Source organism: Flavivirga jejuensis, from assembly GCF_030540765.1.
GTDB classification, from domain to species: domain Bacteria; phylum Bacteroidota; class Bacteroidia; order Flavobacteriales; family Flavobacteriaceae; genus Flavivirga; species Flavivirga jejuensis.
The window spans coordinates 1,206,619-1,224,843 of the sequence record NZ_JAUOEL010000001.1; the positions used below are offsets into that span (position 1 = coordinate 1,206,619).

Consider the following 18,225-nt stretch of genomic DNA (forward strand, 5'->3'; position numbering starts at 1 on the left):
TAATAATTCCTTGTATTTATGTTAAATCCAGCTAACTAAATAATAAGATCAATAATGGAAGAAAAGAAAGATATTTCTGTTGTAATTCCCATTTATAATGAACAAGACAACATTTTCGAACTTTATAACCGTTTGGTTTTATCCATAGCAGACTTTACAACAAAATATGAGCTGATCTTTGTTAATGATGGAAGCTTAGATAATTCTTTTGTTGAATTACTCAAGCTTTCAGAAAATGATAAAAACATATTCTATATTAATTTGAGTAGAAATTTTGGGCATCAAATAGCAGTATCTGCTGGATTAGAATTTTGTAGAGGGGAATGTATTGTAATAATTGATGGGGATTTACAGGATCCTCCTGAGTTAATACCACAATTATATAAGAAATATCAAGATGGATTCGACGTGGTTTATGCGAAACGAGAACAAAGAAAAGGAGAAACATTATTGAAAAAGTTTACCTCAAAACTTTTTTATAGAATTTTAAAGAAATTAACGTCTTTTGATATTCCTTTAGACACTGGAGATTTTAGACTTTTGGATCAAAAGGTTGTAAGTGCAATTAATAAAATGCCAGAGCGTAATAAATTTTTAAGAGGGCAAATCGCGTGGTTAGGTTTTAAACAAACATATGTGTTATTTAATAGAGATGAAAGAAGGTTTGGGAAATCTGGATATACATATAGTAAAATGTTTCAATTAGCTATTGATGCAATCACAAGTTTTTCAGACAAACCTTTGTCGTTAGTGAGCAAACTTGGTTTTATAATTTCAATCTTCTCTTTTGTCATTATTTTATATACAATTTTTGCGCATTTTGTATTAAAAGAAACCGTTACAGGGTGGTCATCATTAATTATTAGTTCCATGTTTATTGGAGGGATTCAATTGTTCTCTATAGGGATTATAGGAGAATATATTAGCCGTATAAATAATAATGTTAAAGACAGACCCCTATATGTTATTGATAAAACGAATATTAAGCAAGAAGTTCAATGATCATAAATGTTATAAAATTTCACAATTATTTATACAGTTAAAACATACCATCCTGATAGTAAACAAGAATGGAATGAATTTGTAGCTAACTCAAAAAATGCTACATTTTTATTTCATAGAGATTTCATGGAATATCATTCAGATAGATTTGAAGATTATTCATTATTGATCTATAAAAAGAATAAGCTAAAGGCTCTTTTGCCTGCTAATATAGAGGGAGATAAGGTCTATTCTCATCAAGGACTAACTTATGGAGGGTTGGTCTTACCTAAGGATCTTAAGTTTGATGTAGTATTAGAAATTTTCAAAGAATTATTAAAACATTTTAATAAGAATAATATTAAAGCTTTGTATTTAAAACAAATACCTCCAATTTATAATGCATTCCCAAGTGATGAAATGCAATACTTGATGTTCATTCTTAAAGCAGAATTAACCAAAAGAGATACCTTATCTGTTATTGATTTAAAGAATAAGTTAAAGATTTCTAGTAACAGGTTAGAAGGTTTTAAAAGAGGAAAAAAGCATCATTTAGTAATTAAAGAGGAAGGTGATTTTGAATTGTTTTGGGATGCCATTTTAATTAGAAATCTTGAAAAAAAACATAATGCTAAACCAGTTCATAGTTTAGAAGAAATAACACTTTTAAAAGAGCGTTTTCCTAATAATATAAGACAATTTAATGTTTATAAAGAGCATCAAATTGTAGCGGGAACCACCGTTTTTGAATCTAAATATGTTGCACATTCTCAATATATTTCGGGTAATGAGAACAAAAATTTATTAGGAAGCTTAGATTTTTTACATGTACATTTAATAAATGAAGTATTTAAAAATAAAGTGTATTTTGATTTTGGTACTTCAAATGAAAATAATGGCTTGCAAATAAATAAAGGCTTACAGTTCTGGAAAGAAGGTTTTGGGGCTAGAACGATAACTCAAGATTTTTATAAAATAGACACTTCCAACTATGTGGCATTAAACAAGGTCTTCATATGATTAAGTTTTTAGATTTACAAAAAGTAAATGCTCGTTTTCAAAATAAATTTCAAGAAAAATTTAAATCTTTTCTGGATACAGGTCATTATATCTTAGGGGACCAAGTGTCTAGCTTCGAAAATAATTTTGCTAAGTATTGTGGTGCAAAATATTGTGTTGGAGTTAGTAATGGATTAGATGCTCTAATTTTGATCTTTAAAGCCTATTTAAAACTAGGAGTATTACAACATAATGATGAGGTTATAGTACCTGCAAACACTTTTATAGCAAGCATTATAGCTATTGAAGAGGTCGGACTAAAACCTGTTTTGGTTGAGCCAGATTTAAAGACGTATAACATTTCAATTATAGAAATTGAAAAGCATATTACAAAAAAAACCAAAGTTATTTTAGCAGTGCATTTATATGGTATGTTAGCCGATATGGAGTGCATTAATACAATTGCAAAACAGAAAAACTTATTAGTTATTGAAGATGCGGCACAAGCTCACGGAGCTATCAATATAGATGGTGGTAAGGCTGGTAATTTAAGTGATGTAGCTGCTTTTAGCTTTTATCCTAGTAAGAATTTAGGGGCTTTAGGTGATGCTGGTGCAGTAGTTTCTAATGATGCGCTTTTAATAAATATGATTAAAAAACTTCGTAATTATGGAGGAACATTTAAATACACATACAACACGATTGGTACCAATAATAGATTAGATGAAATTCAAGCCACTTTTTTAAATATAAAATTGGAATTACTGGATGATGATAATGAAAAACGGCGCAACATAGCAAAATCGTACCTTTTAGGGATAACAAATAAAAAGATAAAACTTCCTTATTATAATTTATCAGAGAATCATGTTTTTTATGCTTTTGTTGTTCTAGTTGAAAATAGACAAGAATTTATAGATTACTTAAGCGAAAAACACATTGAAACTTTAATTCATTATCCAATTCCTCCACATAAACAAGAAGCATTTGCTCATTTAAAAATAACGTCTTTACCAATCACTGAAACTATTCACAATAAAATAGTAAGTCTTCCTATAAGTCCGGTAATGCTAAAAGAAGATGTAGAAGAAGTTATAAGGAGCATCAACCAATATTAATAAAATCTACATACTTTAGGTGGTAAATTTTAAAGAAATAATAAAAAATAATTTGTTATTAAAAATAACATCTTTAAATGCTGTAGTAATTACAGTAAGGTTAATTATTTCTTTAATTATTCAAAGAATATTAGCTGTTACTGTTGGGGAAATAGGAATTGCTAAAATAGGTCAACTCCGAAATTTATTGCAAATAATAACGAGTTCCTCATCTCTAGGTACGTTTAATGGTGTAGTAAAATATGTTTCAGAGTTTAAAGACCATAATCAAAAGCTTACCGACTTATTTACAACTACATTCATATTTGTTTTTATAGGGGCAATTATTACATCTTCATTTGTTTTTTTTAATGCTTTATGGATTACCAATGAGTTGTTTGGGAGTTTAGATTATGTAAATGTTATAAAATGTCTCGCTTTACTTCCCTTAGTTATAGGTGTGAATAGAGTTTTTCATGGTATTATAAACGGTTTGTCAGAATATAAAAAATATGCAAAAATTGATTTATTAAGCTATATTTTATCTATAACATTACTTTTAATATGTCTTTATTATTTCGAATTAGAAGGTGTGCTGTTTTCAATAGTTATAACGCCAATAATTCAGTTGGGTGTTATCATTTATGTTTTTGGAACAATTTTAAAAAAGCATATAAAAATTAAAAATTTAGCCTTTAAAATTCCTTTTGCTAAAGAATTATTAGCTTTTATGTTAATGTCTTTTGTATCGACTGTATTGTTAAATTATATAGAGCTAGATATAAGAACCATGATCACCAATAAGATCAACATTAATGAAGCGGGGTATTGGACAGCAATGGGCTTTATCTCTAAAAACTATATGGTATTTTCCTCAGGATTATTTACTCTTTACGTAATACCAAAATTTGCACGAATTTATGAATATCATCTTTTTAAGAAAGAAGTTCTCAATATATATAAAACGATACTCCCTTTATTTGGATTAGGGATGCTGTTGGTTTATTTGTTTAGAAACTTAATTATTGATCTAGTTTACCCCAATTTTACAGGATTAGAACCATTGTTTAGGTGGCAATTGTTAGGGGACTTTGTTAGATTAGCAACGTTGGTTATATCCCATCAGTTTTTAGCAAAAAAAATGATAAAGAGTTTTGTGATAACAGAATTAATCTCACTGGGTTTATTTTATTTTTTATCAAAAACACTAGTGGATTTATATGGCGCAGAAGGTGTGGTTATGGCACATTTATATAGGTATATAATATACTTTGGAATTGTCGTATTTGTTGTTTGGAGTAATTTTTCAGGTCAAAAACAAAATAAGTAAAACACTTAGTTACTTAACCTTATCAGCCCATTTCGAAATATATTTATTTGCTATTTTTATATAGTTATGTTCTTTCTCTATAAAAGCTCTTGCGTTTTTAGAAATTTCAATAATTTTTTCAGGATTTAAAATTAACCATTCAATTTTTTCTGCAATTTTTTCTGCATTTGGTAATGCATTAATAGCAACAGAATCTTCAGCTAAATTATAATAATCTAGCCACTCTTTTTCTGCTCCAGTAAAAGCAACTTTTCCTTTTGCCATGGCTTCAAGTGCATTATAACCTTGGTCGAAAGCATAAACTTGGTCTAGAATAATATGGCTATTATTATATAATTCTATATATTCTTTATAAGGAATATTTTTAGTTGTTATAACGTTTACTTTTTCTGGGTATTTTTTTTGAATACGATCTAGAGCTTCTTCAAAAAATAAATTTCCTTTTTTAAAATAGTTTAGGCTATTAATACCATGAAAAATATTAATCTTATCTGTAATTTTTATTGAGTCGGCCTTTAATTTATCTATATTGATTGGGTTTGGAATAAGCCCTAAATATTTAGGGTTATCTTTTAAAGGAATATGGTAATCCATATCCGAAGCAAAAACACCTTCAATATGTTCATATAAAAATTTATGAAGCCTATGATAAGGCTTTGATATACGTTGAAAAATAAATTTATAATGTTTTTTTAATTTAGGGTTGTTATTAAGTGGTGTTAAAATAGAATATCTAAACTTTTTATCAAATGCGTATTTTACGCTAATAAAATCAGTACCGCAGGATAAAAGAAATAATTTTTTATTTTGATTTATGATTCTTTTTAAGAACCACATTTCTATTTTTAAAAAAGTCTTTATGCTATCTTCATTAATAAGTTGAACAACATCAAAACCTTTAAGCCTTGGTAATATTTTGTAAAAACGTAAAGCAACTTCTATTTTTGGAATATCTATTCTAAATAGTTTGTGAATTAATTTTATAATAAAAAAAAGTAACGGTATTTCCTTAGTTCTGGCACCAATATAAATGTCAACAGGATAATTTTTAAACCCATCATTAGAAGCAATTAAAAGGACTTCATGACCATTTTTAATCAAACCTTCTTTCAGCGAATTGTGAAGTCTGCTATATTCTCCTATCAATAAAATTTTCATTTATCTTTTTTAGATTAATCAAATATAGAAGTTTGTTAATTTCTTTTTAAATCTTTTAAAGAATTAATTCATTTTATAATTGAATTAATTGGTCACATTAACTCACTTTAAGCATTATTAATTATTTTAGTTGTTTATTAGTTTTAAACTGCAACACGTTTTAAAATAAATTTCAAAGAAAAAGAGTCTATGTGTAAAGCAATAAATGATTGTGTAATTGTTGAAATACCTAAAATAGAAGATCATAGAGGCAATCTTGCTATTATTGAAAAAGAGGTTATTCCATTTCAGGTACAACGCGTTTATTATTTATATGATATCCCAAGTGGATCGAGTAGAGGGGGCCATGCCCATAAAGAACTCCGCCAGTTTCTTATAGCTTTAAGTGGTAGTTTTGATGTTATTCTTAAAGATGGGGAAGTAGAAAGAAGGATCACACTTAATAATCCATCTAAAGGATTATTAATTACACCTGGAAATTGGCGTGAATTAGAAAATTTTTCATCAGGGGCTGTTTGCCTTGTATTAGCTTCTAATGTTTATTGTGAAGAAGATTATATAAGAGATTTTGAGGTGTTTAAATCATTTAAAAAATTGAAAAACATATAAAAATCTAACTATTAACATAACTTTTTATTAAAATAGATATTTAATTCCACAATGAAAAAGATTTGCATTATCACTACATCTTTGGGAAAGGGAGGGGCAGAACGATTTAGTGCATTACTTTCGCAAATGCTATCAGAATTAGAATATGAAGTTCATATCATGATGACCAAAAATGATATAGACTATGCGTTTTTTGGTGAAATGTTTAATTTACAACAAGAATTTGGAGATAATATATCTGATTTTAAAAAAATAAAGGTCTTGCGATCCTATTTTAAAAAACATGCTTTTGATGTTATTATTGATAATCGTACCAGAAATAAATTTTTAAAAGAGTTTATATTATATCATTATGTCTTTAAGGCAAAAAAAATGATCTCTATTGTACATAGTTATTATTTGTTGAATTATTTACCAAGATCTAAATTTCTTGCAAAGTTATTATATAAGAACAAAACTAAAATTATAACAGTGAGTAAAGAAATTCAAGAAACTGTTATAAGCTCTTATGGTTTCAAAGATTGCGGGCATATATATAACCCTGTTGATGTTGAAAAAATTGATAAAGGGGCAAGCCAAGAAGTTGCTATTTCAGGAGATTTTATTCTAAGCTATGGACGCATCGACGAACCAGTTAAAAACTTTACTTTATTGCTGAAGGCATATAAAAAGTCTTTTTTACATCAGAAAGGTATTAAACTATATGTTATTGGAGGGGGAAAAGATGTTATTTTTTTAAAAGAAAAAATAAGGGAATTGGCTCTTGAAGACCATGTAGATTATATCCCATTCGTCAACAACCCTTTTCCGTATGTTAAAAAAGCACTTTTTACAGTATTGACTAGTCGGCATGAAGGGTTTCCTATGGTTTTGCTAGAAGCATTAGCATGTCAGACTCCAGTAATTTCTGTTAATTGTAAATCGGGCCCTAAAGAAATCATACAACATGGGGCTAATGGTTTAATAGTCGAGAATTATAATGCAGAAGCTTTAGCAAATGCATTGAATACACTAGTTGATGATAAATCTTTATACACGAAATGTAAAGCAAATGCAAAAAATAGTATAGACAAATTTTCAATCGAAAAGATTACTAAAGAATGGGAAAATTTGCTTCGTTAATTTTATTTAAAAGCAGTTAGATATATATTGTTTTTAATTAAAATACGATGAAAGCTTTTACAAAGCTGAATAAAAAATTTAGGGCATTGTAAAAGTACTTTTTGCTTCAAGTTTAAGTTTTTGTAGTTTATTTCTCTTTTTAATTTTTGATAAAGTTTTTTCTCATTATTTATCAAACACCTTATCGCTACCGCATATCTGTTTACATCTAAATACGTTTTTAAAGAAGGGTTCTGCGCTTCTTCTTCTGGATAATTATTTATAAAATCATATCTAATAGAATTGTATTCTTTTTTTGACAAACTATCATCTACAAAAAAGTTGTAAGACATCGTAATGGTTGGATTAAAACTTACTTTATATTTTAATGCAAAACGAATCCATAAATCTAAATCTTGAGCCGTTTTAAATTTAGTATCAAAACCTCCAATCTCATTAAACTTTTCTTTAGAAAAACAAACTGCAGATGTCCATGCAACCAGATTTGTTATACTTGCTTTGAAAAAGTCCTCTACGATCAAACATTCATTTTGATAATTAAAGTTTAGAGCAGCTTTACGGCTCATATTTTTTTTATGAAATATTTCATAATTATTACAGTATAAGCCAGCTTCTGGGAATAAAGCTATCTGCTTTTTTAATTCGATCAAATGATTATCATACCAAGTGTCATCTGCATCTAGTAGCGCAATATGTTTTGAATTAGCATGCTCAATACCAACATTTCTGGCTACAGATACTCCTTTATTCTTTTGTTGAATGATATTAATTCGTAAATCTTGAAATTGAGATACCAATTCCAAACTTTTATCAGTACTTCCGTCATCTACTATAATAATCTCAAAATCTTTAAATTTTTGATTCAGCACACTCTTTATTGTTTTTACAATAAAAGTTTCTTTATTATATAATGGTATAATAACTGAAAAGAAAGGCATTAGTCTTTGTTTTTTAAGGAACAATAATATCCCAATTTATAAAAATCTAATAAAAATATTGATGGAAAATTAGAATTGAAATTTTTTAATAATAAAGGGGTAACTAGTTTGAAAATATACTTTGTAACTATATGTAGCTTTAACCTTAAAAGCATATTGTATGTTTTTGATATGCCAAAGCGTTCGCTCTTTATTCTTTTAGTTTTTATTAAATAGACTAAGTTTTCTATAGCATATTCAGTTTTTTTGATAAATTTATTAGCGTCATCATCTGCAGCATGTATAACAGGATTGTCAAAAAAAAGGACATTTATTTTCTTTTCTAATAATCTATCGAAGAATAAAATATCTTCAAGACCATATTGGGTTAATGATTCATCAAATAAATTTGCCATAAAGACCTCTTTTTTAATTAAGAAATTAGATGAGCACATAACTTTAAATTCTCTTTTCTTTGTATATAACCATCTTAATCTATATGGTTTTTTTGGAGACTTTTCCAGAGGGGTCATACCCCCAGTTATTACTTTTTTATTCTCAATTGCTAAGTAGTTTTTTAAGAAATCATTTTTTTTAGGAAGAGTACCTGCATCGATAAATAATAAAGATTCATATTTGGCATCTGTTCCTAATAAATTTCTAATGGCGCTTCTTCCTATATTTTGAGGTAATTTTTTAAAAAGACAATTCTCTAATTCATTTATTTTGTCGTTTTTGTTAAATTCTTTTTTAGAAGCGTCATCATATACTATTATTTCAAATTCTACATGGCATTCTAAAGCCTGTTTATGTAAACATTCAACTAATTGAGTAATATCATAATTATATGTAGGAATTAAAATTGAAAGCATATTATTTACTCAAAATTAAAACAGTTTCAGGAGATGTATACCCATAATAAAGATCTTTTTCACTATTATTAAAAAGTTTAATTTGTACCTTAAAACCTGTATTTTCTAATCTTTCTTTTAAACCTTCGACAGAATAAATCCTTACATGGTCTTCTTGTCCAAAATGTAGAACTCTCTCTTTTGGAGAAACAATAGTATTGTCTTCATAAATGGCTCCATTTTTAAATGGTGTTTGAATATAAATTTTTCCGTTTGGTTTTAAAACTCTATAAAGTTCAGACATTGCCTTTTTGTCATCGTTGATATGTTCCAAGATATGATAACATATAATAATATCAAATTTTTCATTATTTTGATCAATATTGGTAATATCATATTTATAATCAGCTAAAAACTCATTTTCATAATCTGTACTGAAATAATTTATAGCTTTAATTTTTTTTAACACTCTATATAGGTTTCTTGAAGGCGAAAAATGTAATATATATCCCTTTGGTTTAAGTAAGTCCCAAAGCCTTCTAGTTCTTGATAAACTACCACAAAAAGGACATAATAAATCTTCGTTTTCTAATGAAATAAATGATCTTAATTTTTTAGAACAAATATTACATTGATGCGTATTTCCAATATAAAATATCCCGTAAAAACTTCTAAAAAACAATTCATTTTTAAACAGAAATTCTTTCGGAATTAAAGTCTTTACTTTTCTCTTAATGAACCTGTACATATTAGTTTTTCCGCTGCACCACTTCATAAACCGCGTTCTCATCACATTTAAGTGTTTTGCTAGGATATTTAAGCAGTAAAGCATAATCGTGAGTAGCCATTAAAATGGTGTTTCCATTCTTATTAATATCTTGTAGCACCTCCATAACCTCTACACTAGTTTGAGGATCTAAATTTCCAGTAGGCTCATCGGCAAGAATAAGCTCAGGGTTATTAAGTAAGGCTCTAGCAATAGCAACACGTTGTTGCTCACCTCCAGAAAGCTCATGTGGATATTTAAAACCTTTCGTTTTCATATCCACCTTTGCTAAAACTTTTTCAACACGTGTATCCATTTTTGTTTTATCTTTCCAACCAGTAGCTTTTAAAACAAATAATAAATTATCATTAACAGTTCTATCAGTAAGTAATTTAAAGTCTTGAAAAACAACACCTAATTTTCGTCTCAAAAAAGGGATTTCTTTTTCAGTAAGGTGTTTTAAATCATAATCTACAATATGACCTTCGCCTTCAGTTAATGGTAAATCGCCATAAAGCGTTTTCATAAAGCTACTTTTCCCCGTTCCTGTTTTTCCAATTAAATATACAAAGTCCCCCTTATTAATTTCAACATTAACGTTTGAAAGCACAAGGTTATCACCTTGAAAAATAGACGCGTCTTTTAATTGTAAAATGGGTTTCGACATAAAAAAGGAGTTTAAAGTTACAAGTTTAAAGTTAATAGTTTAACATAGCAAACCATAAACCATAATTTTTATTGTTATAGCCTTTTTTCGTGTTTACAATCACGAATCTTTTTATTAATTTTCTATCTACAGTCTTATCCTTATTTTTACATTTAATAAGCTGATTTATAATTATGATACGATTATTACGTTATAAAATTTATATTAAACCCAAATTATGCATTAGAACTTCGAAATGACAGTTGAAAATGCATAATTTGGGTTAAAAAAAGAACGCTTTAGATCATTTTCCTAAAGAGTTGCATTAAGTTTGCCGTTTCCGTAGATTCGGGAATCTAATAAATAATTTTTTTTGTTTCTTTATCTTTAAAATATAAACAGAATTCTTTATTTATCTTTGGTTTAAAATTAAAAAATGAATCGTTAATGACTAAAAAAAACATTGTTTCTCTCTTGGTGGCTATTAGTTTTAGTTTACACATTATAGGACAACAATCTGCCACTTATACTAGTAATTTAGTTGATTATCAAAAAGCCTTATCTCTGTATAATAACCATCAGTACCTTGCAGCTCAGTCTTTATTTGGTAATGTGAAGAAAACAGCTAAAGAAGAAATTCTACAGTCAGATTGTACATATTATATAGCAAATTGCGCAGTACGTTTAAATCAACAAAATGCTGACCAATTGGTAGAAGGTTTTGTGGAAGATTACCCAACGAGTACAAAACGAAATACAGCTTTTGTTGATGTAGCAGACTATTACTTTGAGAATTCTAAATATGCTTATGCCAGAAAGTGGTATGATAAAGTTGATGAGAATGCATTAGGTAGAAAAGACAAAGACAAATACAATTTCAATAATGGCTATTCAGCATTTTCTGCGAAACAATATAAAGAAGCTAAAAAATATTTAACACGTGTAGAAAACTCTCAAGAGTTTGGCTCACAAGCCAAATATTATATAGGTTTTATGGCTTATGAAGGAGATGATTATAATAAAGCTAATGAATATTTTGATCAAGTAAGCGACCAAGAACGTTACAAAGAGAAGCTATCATACTATCAAGCAGATTTAAATTTTAAATTAGGAAATTTTGAAAAAGCGATTAAGCTTGCAAAAGAAAGGTTAGATGAAAGTGATGAGAATGAAGTATCAGAACTATCAAAAATAATAGGAGAGAGTTATTTTAATTTAGAAAAATATGCAGAAGCCATTCCGTATTTAAAAGCGTATAAAGGAAAAAAAGGTAAAAGAGACGCGAATGCAAAATGGAATAACACCGATTATTATCAATTAGGGTACGCTTATTACAAACAAAGAGATTATGAAAATGCCATTTCGGAGTTTAATAAAATAATAGGTGGTAATAACTCAATTGCTCAGAATGCTTATTATCACTTAGGAGAAAGTTATGTTAATCTTAACAAAAAGCAAGAAGCTTTAAACGCCTTTAGAAATGCATCACAAATGGATTATGATTTAAAAATTCAGGAAGATGCATGGCTAAATTATGCAAAGATTAGTTATGAAATCGGAAACCCATACCAGTCGGCACCTCAGGTTTTAGCAGACTATTTAGCGAAATACCCCAATACTAGTTATAAGGAAGAAATTGAAACATTATTAATTGATTCCTATATCACATCAAAAAATTATAAAGAAGCCCTTAAATTATTAGAAGGGAAAAACAGTTTTGAAAATAAAGTAGCCTATCAGAAAGTAGCATTTTATAGAGGCTTAGAGCTTTATAATGATACTTATTATTTAGAAGCAGAATCACTTTTTGATCAATCTTTAAAGGAACCGAGAGATCCTAAATATACTGCTCGTGCAACATTTTGGAAAGCAGAAGCAGATTATAATTTAACTAATTATGATGATGCATTAATTGGTTTAAAACAGTTTCAACAAGAAACAGCATCTTCATCAACACCAGAAATCGAAAATATAAATTACAACTTAGCGTATATATATTTTAAGCTAAAAAATTACGATCAGGCGATTAAGTATTTCAATCAATTTACTTCAAATAAAAAAGAAGACAAAGTAAGATTGAACGACGCGTACTTACGACTGGGAGATGGCTATTTTGTTACAAGCCAATATAAAAGCGCCATTAGTGCTTATAATAATGCTATTAAGTTAAATGAAATAGATTCTGATTATCCATTTTTTCAAAAAGCGATTAGTACAGGCTATAGTGGACAAACATCAAAAAAAATAAAAGAATTAGAACAGTTTATTTTAGACTACCCTACATCAAAATTACGAGACGATGCGATGTACGAACTTGGTAATTCGTATGTTAAAGCCAATGATATAGATAAAGCTATGACGGTTTACAATCGTTTAAATTCTGAATATAAAATGAGTTCGTTTGTACCAAAGTCATTGTTGCGACAAGGTTTGGTTTATTACAATGGGAATGAAAACGAGCAAGCATTAACTAAATTTAAACAGATAACAAGCGATTATCCTAATACGCCAGAAGCCATTCAATCGGTCTCTACAGCCAAATTAATTTATATAGATTTAGGACGCGTAGACGATTATGCGAATTGGGTTCGAACTTTGGATTATGTTGAGGTTACAGATACAGACTTAGATAACGCGACATACGAAGCGGCAGAAAAACAATATTTAGATAGTAATACAGATAAAGCTATTAAACAATTTAATGGTTATTTAAATGAATTTCCTAACGGATTACATGCTTTACAAGCCCATTTTTATATAGCACAATTATATTACAAAAAGGATTTAAAAGAGAATGCAACGCCTCATTATAAATACATTGTGGAAACATCGCGAAACGAATATACAGAGGAAGCACTATCACGTTTATCTCAGCATTATTTAGAAGCTAAAAATTGGAAAGAGGCTCTTCCGTTATTGTTGAGGTTAGAAGAAGAGGCTAATTTTCCACAAAACGTGATATTTGCACGGTCTAACTTAATGAAAGCGAATTATCAATTAGAACGTTATGACAAAGCCGTTTCTTATGCAGAAAAAGTATTGGCAAGTTCAAAAATCGATAATAAAATAAAAAGTGACGCTCATATTATTATAGCACGTTCTGCCATAAAAACAGGTGATGAAGATAAAGCAAAAACAGCGTATACTAATGTAGAAAAAGTAGCTACAGGAGAAACAGCAGCCGAAGCTTTATACTATAATGCTTATTTTAAAAATAAAGAAGGGAAGCATGAAGCGTCTAACAAATCGGTTCAAAAATTAGCTAAAGATTTTTCAGGTTATAAATATTACAGTGCAAAAGGTTTGGTGCTAATGGCAAAGAATTTTTATGCTTTAGATGATGCGTTTCAAGCGACTTATATTTTAGAAAGTGTTATCAAAAATTTTGTCGAATTTGATGATGTGGTTTCAGAAGCAAAAGGTGAGCTAAAGAGAATTAAAGCAGAAGAAGCTAAAACCAATTCATCTGTTCAACAGGAAGATTAGTTTGTTAAAAATTAAAATGTCATCAAGGCGTAGCCGAATCATCTCATCAATCATAAATAATATTAGTATGCGAAAGCACATAAAAAAAATATTAGTTGTAGTAATTACATTAAGTGCAACAATTTCTTTTTCACAAGATAAAATAAAAGACACGATTAATACTGGGGTTATTGATGTAGTAAAACCATATACCCCAACAATATCTGATGCATTTAAAGTAAAAGAAACTCCGTCTTTAGAGGATGAAACTACAGAAACTAAAAAGGAAATTAAATACAATATTTTTTCATTTCCAGTAGCATCAACATTCACACCAGCAAAAGGAAAAGCTGCGATTGTAGAAAAAAGAAAACCAATAAAATTATTTGATAATTACGCAACATTAGGTGTTGGTACTTATACAACTATTCTTGGCGAAGTATACTTAAATCATGCTATTAGTAGAACCGAAAGTGTAGGAGGTTATATAAGTCATCATTCATCCCAGGGCGGTATTGAAGATCTGTCCTTTGATGATAATTTTTCTAACTCTAAGATCAATGTGAATTACTCAAGTCGATTAAGAGATTTGGCATGGAATGTTGAAGGCGGGTTTAAGCACCAAACCTATAATTGGTATGGAGTACCAGAATCTCAAATAGTTGCAGCAAGTACCAATGGTATTGATGTAGAGCATTCTTTTTTTAGTGGTCATTTTGGAGCCGATATTACATTTGAAGACACCTATATTAATTCAGGAAGTTTCTTTTTCAGACGTTTTGGAGATAATCAGGCTTCTGGAGAAAACAGGTTTATAGCTAAAGCTAAAATAGATATCCCCATTAATGATGTAGAAATATCTACAGATATTAAGTTTGATTATTTAGGCGGGACATTTGATAGAAGTTATACAACAAATACAGAATTTAACTATGGAAATTTTCAAGCAGGGATCTCATCAACTTACGAAATGAAGCAAGATGATTTAACAGTTAACTTAGGTATTTCTGCTTATTATTTAAGAGATTCTGAAGCAAAGGAAAGCAAGGTTTACATTTACCCTAATATCACTGCAACGTATAGATTGGTAAACGATGTATTGATTGTTTATGGAGGTATAGAAGGAGACTTAATTCAAAATTCGTATTACGATTTTGCTACAGAAAATCCCTTTGTGTCTCCTACCTTATTTATAATACCAACAGATCAATTATACAACGCATATATTGGCTTAAAAGGAAAACTGTCTAGTAATATGAGTTATAATATTAGCGGACATTATTTAGCCGATAGAAATAAAGCACTTTATAAAACGAATGTTATAAGAAACTTGACACCTCAGAATAATTATAATTACGGGAATTCGTTTGGAATTGTGTATGATGATGTGGATACTTTTGGGGTCGCAGGAGAAATAAATGTAGATGTAAATAGGAACTTTAAATTAGGCTTAAAAGCAGAATATTTTAGTTATTCAACAGAAGATGAAGTAGAAGCATGGAATTTACCAGATATTAAAGGATCATTATTTTTAGACTATCAAATAGACGAGCATTGGTTTGCAGGTGCTAATTTATTCTATATTGGCGAACGTAAAGATCAATTGGTACTGGAAGGTTCTTTACTTCCAGATCCTCTATCCACGACTGTTGTTTTAGATAGTTATTTTGATGCCAATGCACATGTAGGGTATCATGTTAACGAACAATTATCGGTATTTGCAAAAGCTAATAATATAGCCAATGATGGTTATCAACGTTGGCAAAGTTTTCCAGTACAAAGTATTCAGTTTTTAGCAGGAGCTACTTATAAGTTTGACTTCTAATTCCCACGGGGAATCCATTTTAAACTAATTCGTATTCAATCTATAAGATTCCTGCCTCTGCAGGAATTAGCCGTGCTAAGTAGTCAAAATGTTTACCTTCTAAAACCAGTTCACATTTTAAACCAACGGTTTCGCAAGCCATCTTTAAAGTTTCAAAATCTAAATAGAGCCATTTCATAGGAACTTCTTCTTCACCTTTATAGCTTAAAAAGTAATCCAGTTCACCATAATAGCTGGAGTTAGTATCGATCCAGAAACCACCATCTTCATCTTCATACATATATTTAATATCAGAAGAATCGATTAAAATTTGTCCCTTAAGGTTTAATAAACTTTTTAAATGAGATAAGTACTTCGATACGTGGATCAATTCTTGAAAAATCCCAGTACCATTCATCAAAAGTAAAATAGTATCAAAGGATCCAGTTTCATCTAAAACATTCTTTTCTTCAGCATAAATAACCTTACGTTTTTTAGCTACTTCAATAGCACCTTTAGAAATGTCGATCGCTTTTACTTTTAAGCCTTTTTCTTGTAAAAACAAACTATGACTTCCAGTGCCGCAACCTACATCTAAAACAGAACCTTTAGCTAGTTTTAAAGCTTTTTGCTCTAAACTCGGCATATCTTTAAAATCACGAAATAAATAAGGAAGAGGTAATATATCTTCATCAGAAATACTCGTAGAAGTCATAATGTCTTCGGTATAGTTTCCGTTTTGGTAATCTAATAAAGCATTTCCGAAAAGGTCTTTCATTTATAAATTTTTTGTTATTCCCACAAGGGCAGGGATCTATTCGCCATGCTGAGCTTGTTTCAGCATCTCATCTAAAAATATTACTTTTACACCATGCAAGATATCATTAAAAACCTTCCAAAGCTCGCCAAAGATAAGCATAACGAAAACAAAAAAATCTTTGCGAAACTAAAAAAGAAACCGCCTAAAAATCTGGATTATATCATGCAAGAATTACATGATAAAGAGTTTGAGCGTACCGATTGTTTAGAATGTGCGAATTGCTGTAAAACAACAGGTCCGCTATTTACGGATAAAGATATTGAGCGAATTTCGAAACACTTTAAACAAAAACCACAACAGTTTATAAATCAATATTTACGTATTGATGAAGATAATGATTATGTATTGCAAAGTGTACCCTGTACTTTTTTAGGTGCAGATAATTATTGTTCCATTTATGGAGTGCGACCAAAAGCTTGCAGAGAATTTCCACATACAGACAGAAAAAAATTTCAACAAATATCAAATCTCACATTAAAGAATGTTGCTATGTGCCCTGCAGCTTTTAATATTGTTGAGGACATGAAAAAAAGAATAAAATAGTATATTTAGTAAAAATATACTATTGGAAACCATTTTAAATTATTTTGAAACAATTCCTTCACTACATAGAGGGATAATTATTGTGGGAGGGTTAACCTTCTTTTGGATTATTGAAGGGGTCGTACCTTTATTTGGATTTAGTTACAAAAAATGGAAACATGCTATACCAAACATATTCTTTACACTAACAACAGTACTTATAAACCTTCCCTTAGCGTTTTTGTTTTTAAAATCATCAGATTGGGTGGTTGCTAATAATTTCGGAATTCTTAATTGGCTTCCAGAAATGCCAATATGGTTGTATGGTATTTTAGGAATTTTTCTAATAGACTTTATAGGTGCCTATGTGCCACATTTAATTGAGCATAAAGTAAAACCATTGTGGATGGTACATTTGGTACATCATTCAGATCATCATGTAGATACAACTACAGCGAATAGACATCATCCGTTAGAGAGTCTAATTCGTTATGTATTCACTTTAATGGGGATATTTATTATAGGCACACCAATAGCTTTAGTTCTGTTGTATCAGTCATTATCGGTTGTCGCAACACAATTTAATCATGCCAATATAAAATTACCTAAAAAAGTAGATGATTTGTTAAGTTATGTTATCGTATCACCAGATATGCATAAAGTACACCATCATTATAAGCTACCATATACAGATTCTAATTACGGAAATATTTTTTCTGTTTGGGATAGACTTTTTGGAACCTATATGAAACTTGATACCAACAAAATTATTTATGGTGTTGATGTTTTTCCAGATGAAAAAGAAAATAGTAATATCAAAGATTTGCTAAAACAACCGTTTCAGACATATAGAAAACCGACGACTTCTATAGATGACTAATATTTTTTCTATCATTCGGTTTTATTGGTCTCAAATGGAGTTAAAACTATGTACTTTAGTGCATGTCGCTTTCAGCTTCTAAAAACTTTTGACACGAATTTCACGAATTCACGCGAATTCAGTTTTTACCATATTTCACGAAGCAGACTTTCAGTCTGCCAAAACGAACCTATGGACTGGAAGTCCATAGGAGTGGTTTATTTTTTAGAAGTGTAATTAACCCTTTCTTATCTTACTAAAAAATTATGCAAATAGCTA

Annotated in this window: 16 protein-coding genes; 10 read left to right on the top strand and 6 right to left on the bottom strand. The window is 29.3% G+C overall.

The features are described from left to right. The first annotated feature begins 54 nt into the window (after positions 1-54). The 4 genes from Q4Q40_RS05115 (at position 55) to Q4Q40_RS05130 (ending at position 4,407) form a co-directional block, all read left to right on the top strand. On the top strand, positions 55-1,002 hold the full coding sequence (locus tag Q4Q40_RS05115; RefSeq protein ID WP_303300651.1) for a glycosyltransferase family 2 protein: 948 nt from the start codon (positions 55-57) through the stop codon (positions 1,000-1,002). A 126-nt stretch (positions 1,003-1,128) separates the two neighbouring features. After that, a complete protein-coding gene (locus tag Q4Q40_RS05120; RefSeq protein ID WP_303300652.1) occupies positions 1,129-2,001 on the top strand; it encodes a GNAT family N-acetyltransferase in 873 nt (290 codons plus the stop codon). Further along, a complete protein-coding gene (locus Q4Q40_RS05125; protein ID WP_303300653.1) occupies positions 1,998-3,098 on the top strand; it encodes a DegT/DnrJ/EryC1/StrS family aminotransferase in 1,101 nt (366 codons plus the stop codon). The genes Q4Q40_RS05120 and Q4Q40_RS05125 overlap by 4 nt, the downstream gene beginning before the upstream one ends. Before the next feature lie 52 nt (positions 3,099-3,150). Beyond that, complete coding sequence (locus Q4Q40_RS05130; RefSeq protein ID WP_303300654.1) at positions 3,151-4,407, top strand: O-antigen translocase; 1,257 nt, start codon at positions 3,151-3,153, stop codon at positions 4,405-4,407. Between the two features lie 9 nt (positions 4,408-4,416). On the opposite strand, the gene Q4Q40_RS05135 is transcribed toward Q4Q40_RS05130, so the two are convergent. Then, positions 4,417-5,565 carry a glycosyltransferase gene (locus Q4Q40_RS05135; protein ID WP_303300655.1) on the bottom strand — a complete coding sequence of 383 codons (1,149 nt, stop codon included), beginning with the start codon at positions 5,563-5,565 and terminating at the stop codon, positions 4,417-4,419. A 189-nt stretch (positions 5,566-5,754) separates the two neighbouring features. On the opposite strand from Q4Q40_RS05135, the gene Q4Q40_RS05140 reads away from it, so the two are divergent. Both Q4Q40_RS05140 and Q4Q40_RS05145 read left to right on the top strand, forming a co-directional pair. Next, on the top strand, positions 5,755-6,174 hold the full coding sequence (locus Q4Q40_RS05140; RefSeq protein WP_303300656.1) for a sugar 3,4-ketoisomerase: 420 nt from the start codon (positions 5,755-5,757) through the stop codon (positions 6,172-6,174). 51 nt (positions 6,175-6,225) lie between these two features. Continuing rightward, positions 6,226-7,296 carry a glycosyltransferase gene (locus Q4Q40_RS05145; RefSeq protein ID WP_303300657.1) on the top strand — a complete coding sequence of 357 codons (1,071 nt, stop codon included), beginning with the start codon at positions 6,226-6,228 and terminating at the stop codon, positions 7,294-7,296. A gap of 2 nt (positions 7,297-7,298) precedes the next feature. Here the strand turns inward: Q4Q40_RS05145 and Q4Q40_RS05150 are convergent, their stop codons facing one another. The 4 genes from Q4Q40_RS05150 to Q4Q40_RS05165 are packed head-to-tail and all read right to left on the bottom strand — an operon-like array spanning position 7,299 to position 10,497. After that, a complete protein-coding gene (locus Q4Q40_RS05150; RefSeq protein ID WP_303300658.1) occupies positions 7,299-8,234 on the bottom strand; it encodes a glycosyltransferase family 2 protein in 936 nt (311 codons plus the stop codon). Then, entirely contained in the window at positions 8,234-9,085 is an 852-nt protein-coding gene (locus Q4Q40_RS05155) for a glycosyltransferase family 2 protein (protein ID WP_303300659.1), read from the bottom strand. The genes Q4Q40_RS05150 and Q4Q40_RS05155 overlap by 1 nt, the downstream gene beginning before the upstream one ends. Position 9,086: 1 nt before the next feature. Further along, positions 9,087-9,812, bottom strand: a complete 726-nt coding sequence (locus Q4Q40_RS05160; RefSeq protein ID WP_303300660.1) for a methyltransferase domain-containing protein — start codon at positions 9,810-9,812, stop codon at positions 9,087-9,089. Position 9,813: 1 nt separating this feature from the next. Beyond that, a complete protein-coding gene (locus tag Q4Q40_RS05165; RefSeq protein ID WP_303300661.1) occupies positions 9,814-10,497 on the bottom strand; it encodes a cell division ATP-binding protein FtsE in 684 nt (227 codons plus the stop codon). Between the two features lie 426 nt (positions 10,498-10,923). Between Q4Q40_RS05165 and Q4Q40_RS05170 the strand changes: the two genes are divergently transcribed. Both Q4Q40_RS05170 and Q4Q40_RS05175 read left to right on the top strand, forming a co-directional pair. Further along, positions 10,924-13,962 (top strand): tetratricopeptide repeat protein, encoded by a 3,039-nt coding sequence (locus Q4Q40_RS05170; RefSeq protein ID WP_303300662.1) that lies wholly within the window; start codon positions 10,924-10,926, stop codon positions 13,960-13,962. Between the two features lie 67 nt (positions 13,963-14,029). Continuing rightward, the gene (locus Q4Q40_RS05175; RefSeq protein ID WP_303300663.1) at positions 14,030-15,766 is read left to right on the top strand and encodes a porin family protein; all 1,737 of its coding nucleotides are present in this window, start codon (positions 14,030-14,032) and stop codon (positions 15,764-15,766) included. Positions 15,767-15,806: 40 nt separating this feature from the next. Here Q4Q40_RS05175 and Q4Q40_RS05180 read toward each other — a convergent pair whose 3' ends face one another. Continuing rightward, entirely contained in the window at positions 15,807-16,523 is a 717-nt protein-coding gene (locus Q4Q40_RS05180) for a class I SAM-dependent methyltransferase (RefSeq protein ID WP_303300664.1), read from the bottom strand. A gap of 93 nt (positions 16,524-16,616) precedes the next feature. Here Q4Q40_RS05180 and Q4Q40_RS05185 point away from each other — a divergent pair, with 93 nt between their 5' ends. Next, positions 16,617-17,108 (top strand): YkgJ family cysteine cluster protein, encoded by a 492-nt coding sequence (locus Q4Q40_RS05185; RefSeq protein WP_303300665.1) that lies wholly within the window; start codon positions 16,617-16,619, stop codon positions 17,106-17,108. 22 nt (positions 17,109-17,130) lie between these two features. After that, positions 17,131-17,967, top strand: a complete 837-nt coding sequence (locus Q4Q40_RS05190) for a sterol desaturase family protein (protein ID WP_303300666.1) — start codon at positions 17,131-17,133, stop codon at positions 17,965-17,967. Positions 17,968-18,225 lie beyond the last annotated feature (258 nt).

Bases quoted from the DNA above. Each gene is read 5' to 3' on its own strand.
- Q4Q40_RS05115 (WP_303300651.1), top strand. From the start codon at position 55: ATGGAAGAAAAGAAAGATATTTCTGTTGTAATTCCCATTTATAATGAA.
- Q4Q40_RS05120 (WP_303300652.1), top strand. From the start codon at position 1,129: ATGGAATATCATTCAGATAGATTTGAAGATTATTCATTATTGATCTAT.
- Q4Q40_RS05125 (WP_303300653.1), top strand. From the start codon at position 1,998: ATGATTAAGTTTTTAGATTTACAAAAAGTAAATGCTCGTTTTCAAAAT.
- Q4Q40_RS05135 (WP_303300655.1), bottom strand. From the start codon at position 5,565: ATGAAAATTTTATTGATAGGAGAATATAGCAGACTTCACAATTCGCTG.
- Q4Q40_RS05140 (WP_303300656.1), top strand. From the start codon at position 5,755: ATGTGTAAAGCAATAAATGATTGTGTAATTGTTGAAATACCTAAAATA.
- Q4Q40_RS05145 (WP_303300657.1), top strand. From the start codon at position 6,226: ATGAAAAAGATTTGCATTATCACTACATCTTTGGGAAAGGGAGGGGCA.
- Q4Q40_RS05150 (WP_303300658.1), bottom strand. From the start codon at position 8,234: ATGCCTTTCTTTTCAGTTATTATACCATTATATAATAAAGAAACTTTT.
- Q4Q40_RS05155 (WP_303300659.1), bottom strand. From the start codon at position 9,085: ATGCTTTCAATTTTAATTCCTACATATAATTATGATATTACTCAATTA.
- Q4Q40_RS05160 (WP_303300660.1), bottom strand. From the start codon at position 9,812: ATGTACAGGTTCATTAAGAGAAAAGTAAAGACTTTAATTCCGAAAGAA.
- Q4Q40_RS05165 (WP_303300661.1), bottom strand. From the start codon at position 10,497: ATGTCGAAACCCATTTTACAATTAAAAGACGCGTCTATTTTTCAAGGT.
- Q4Q40_RS05170 (WP_303300662.1), top strand. From the start codon at position 10,924: ATGACTAAAAAAAACATTGTTTCTCTCTTGGTGGCTATTAGTTTTAGT.
- Q4Q40_RS05175 (WP_303300663.1), top strand. From the start codon at position 14,030: ATGCGAAAGCACATAAAAAAAATATTAGTTGTAGTAATTACATTAAGT.
- Q4Q40_RS05180 (WP_303300664.1), bottom strand. From the start codon at position 16,523: ATGAAAGACCTTTTCGGAAATGCTTTATTAGATTACCAAAACGGAAAC.
- Q4Q40_RS05185 (WP_303300665.1), top strand. From the start codon at position 16,617: ATGCAAGATATCATTAAAAACCTTCCAAAGCTCGCCAAAGATAAGCAT.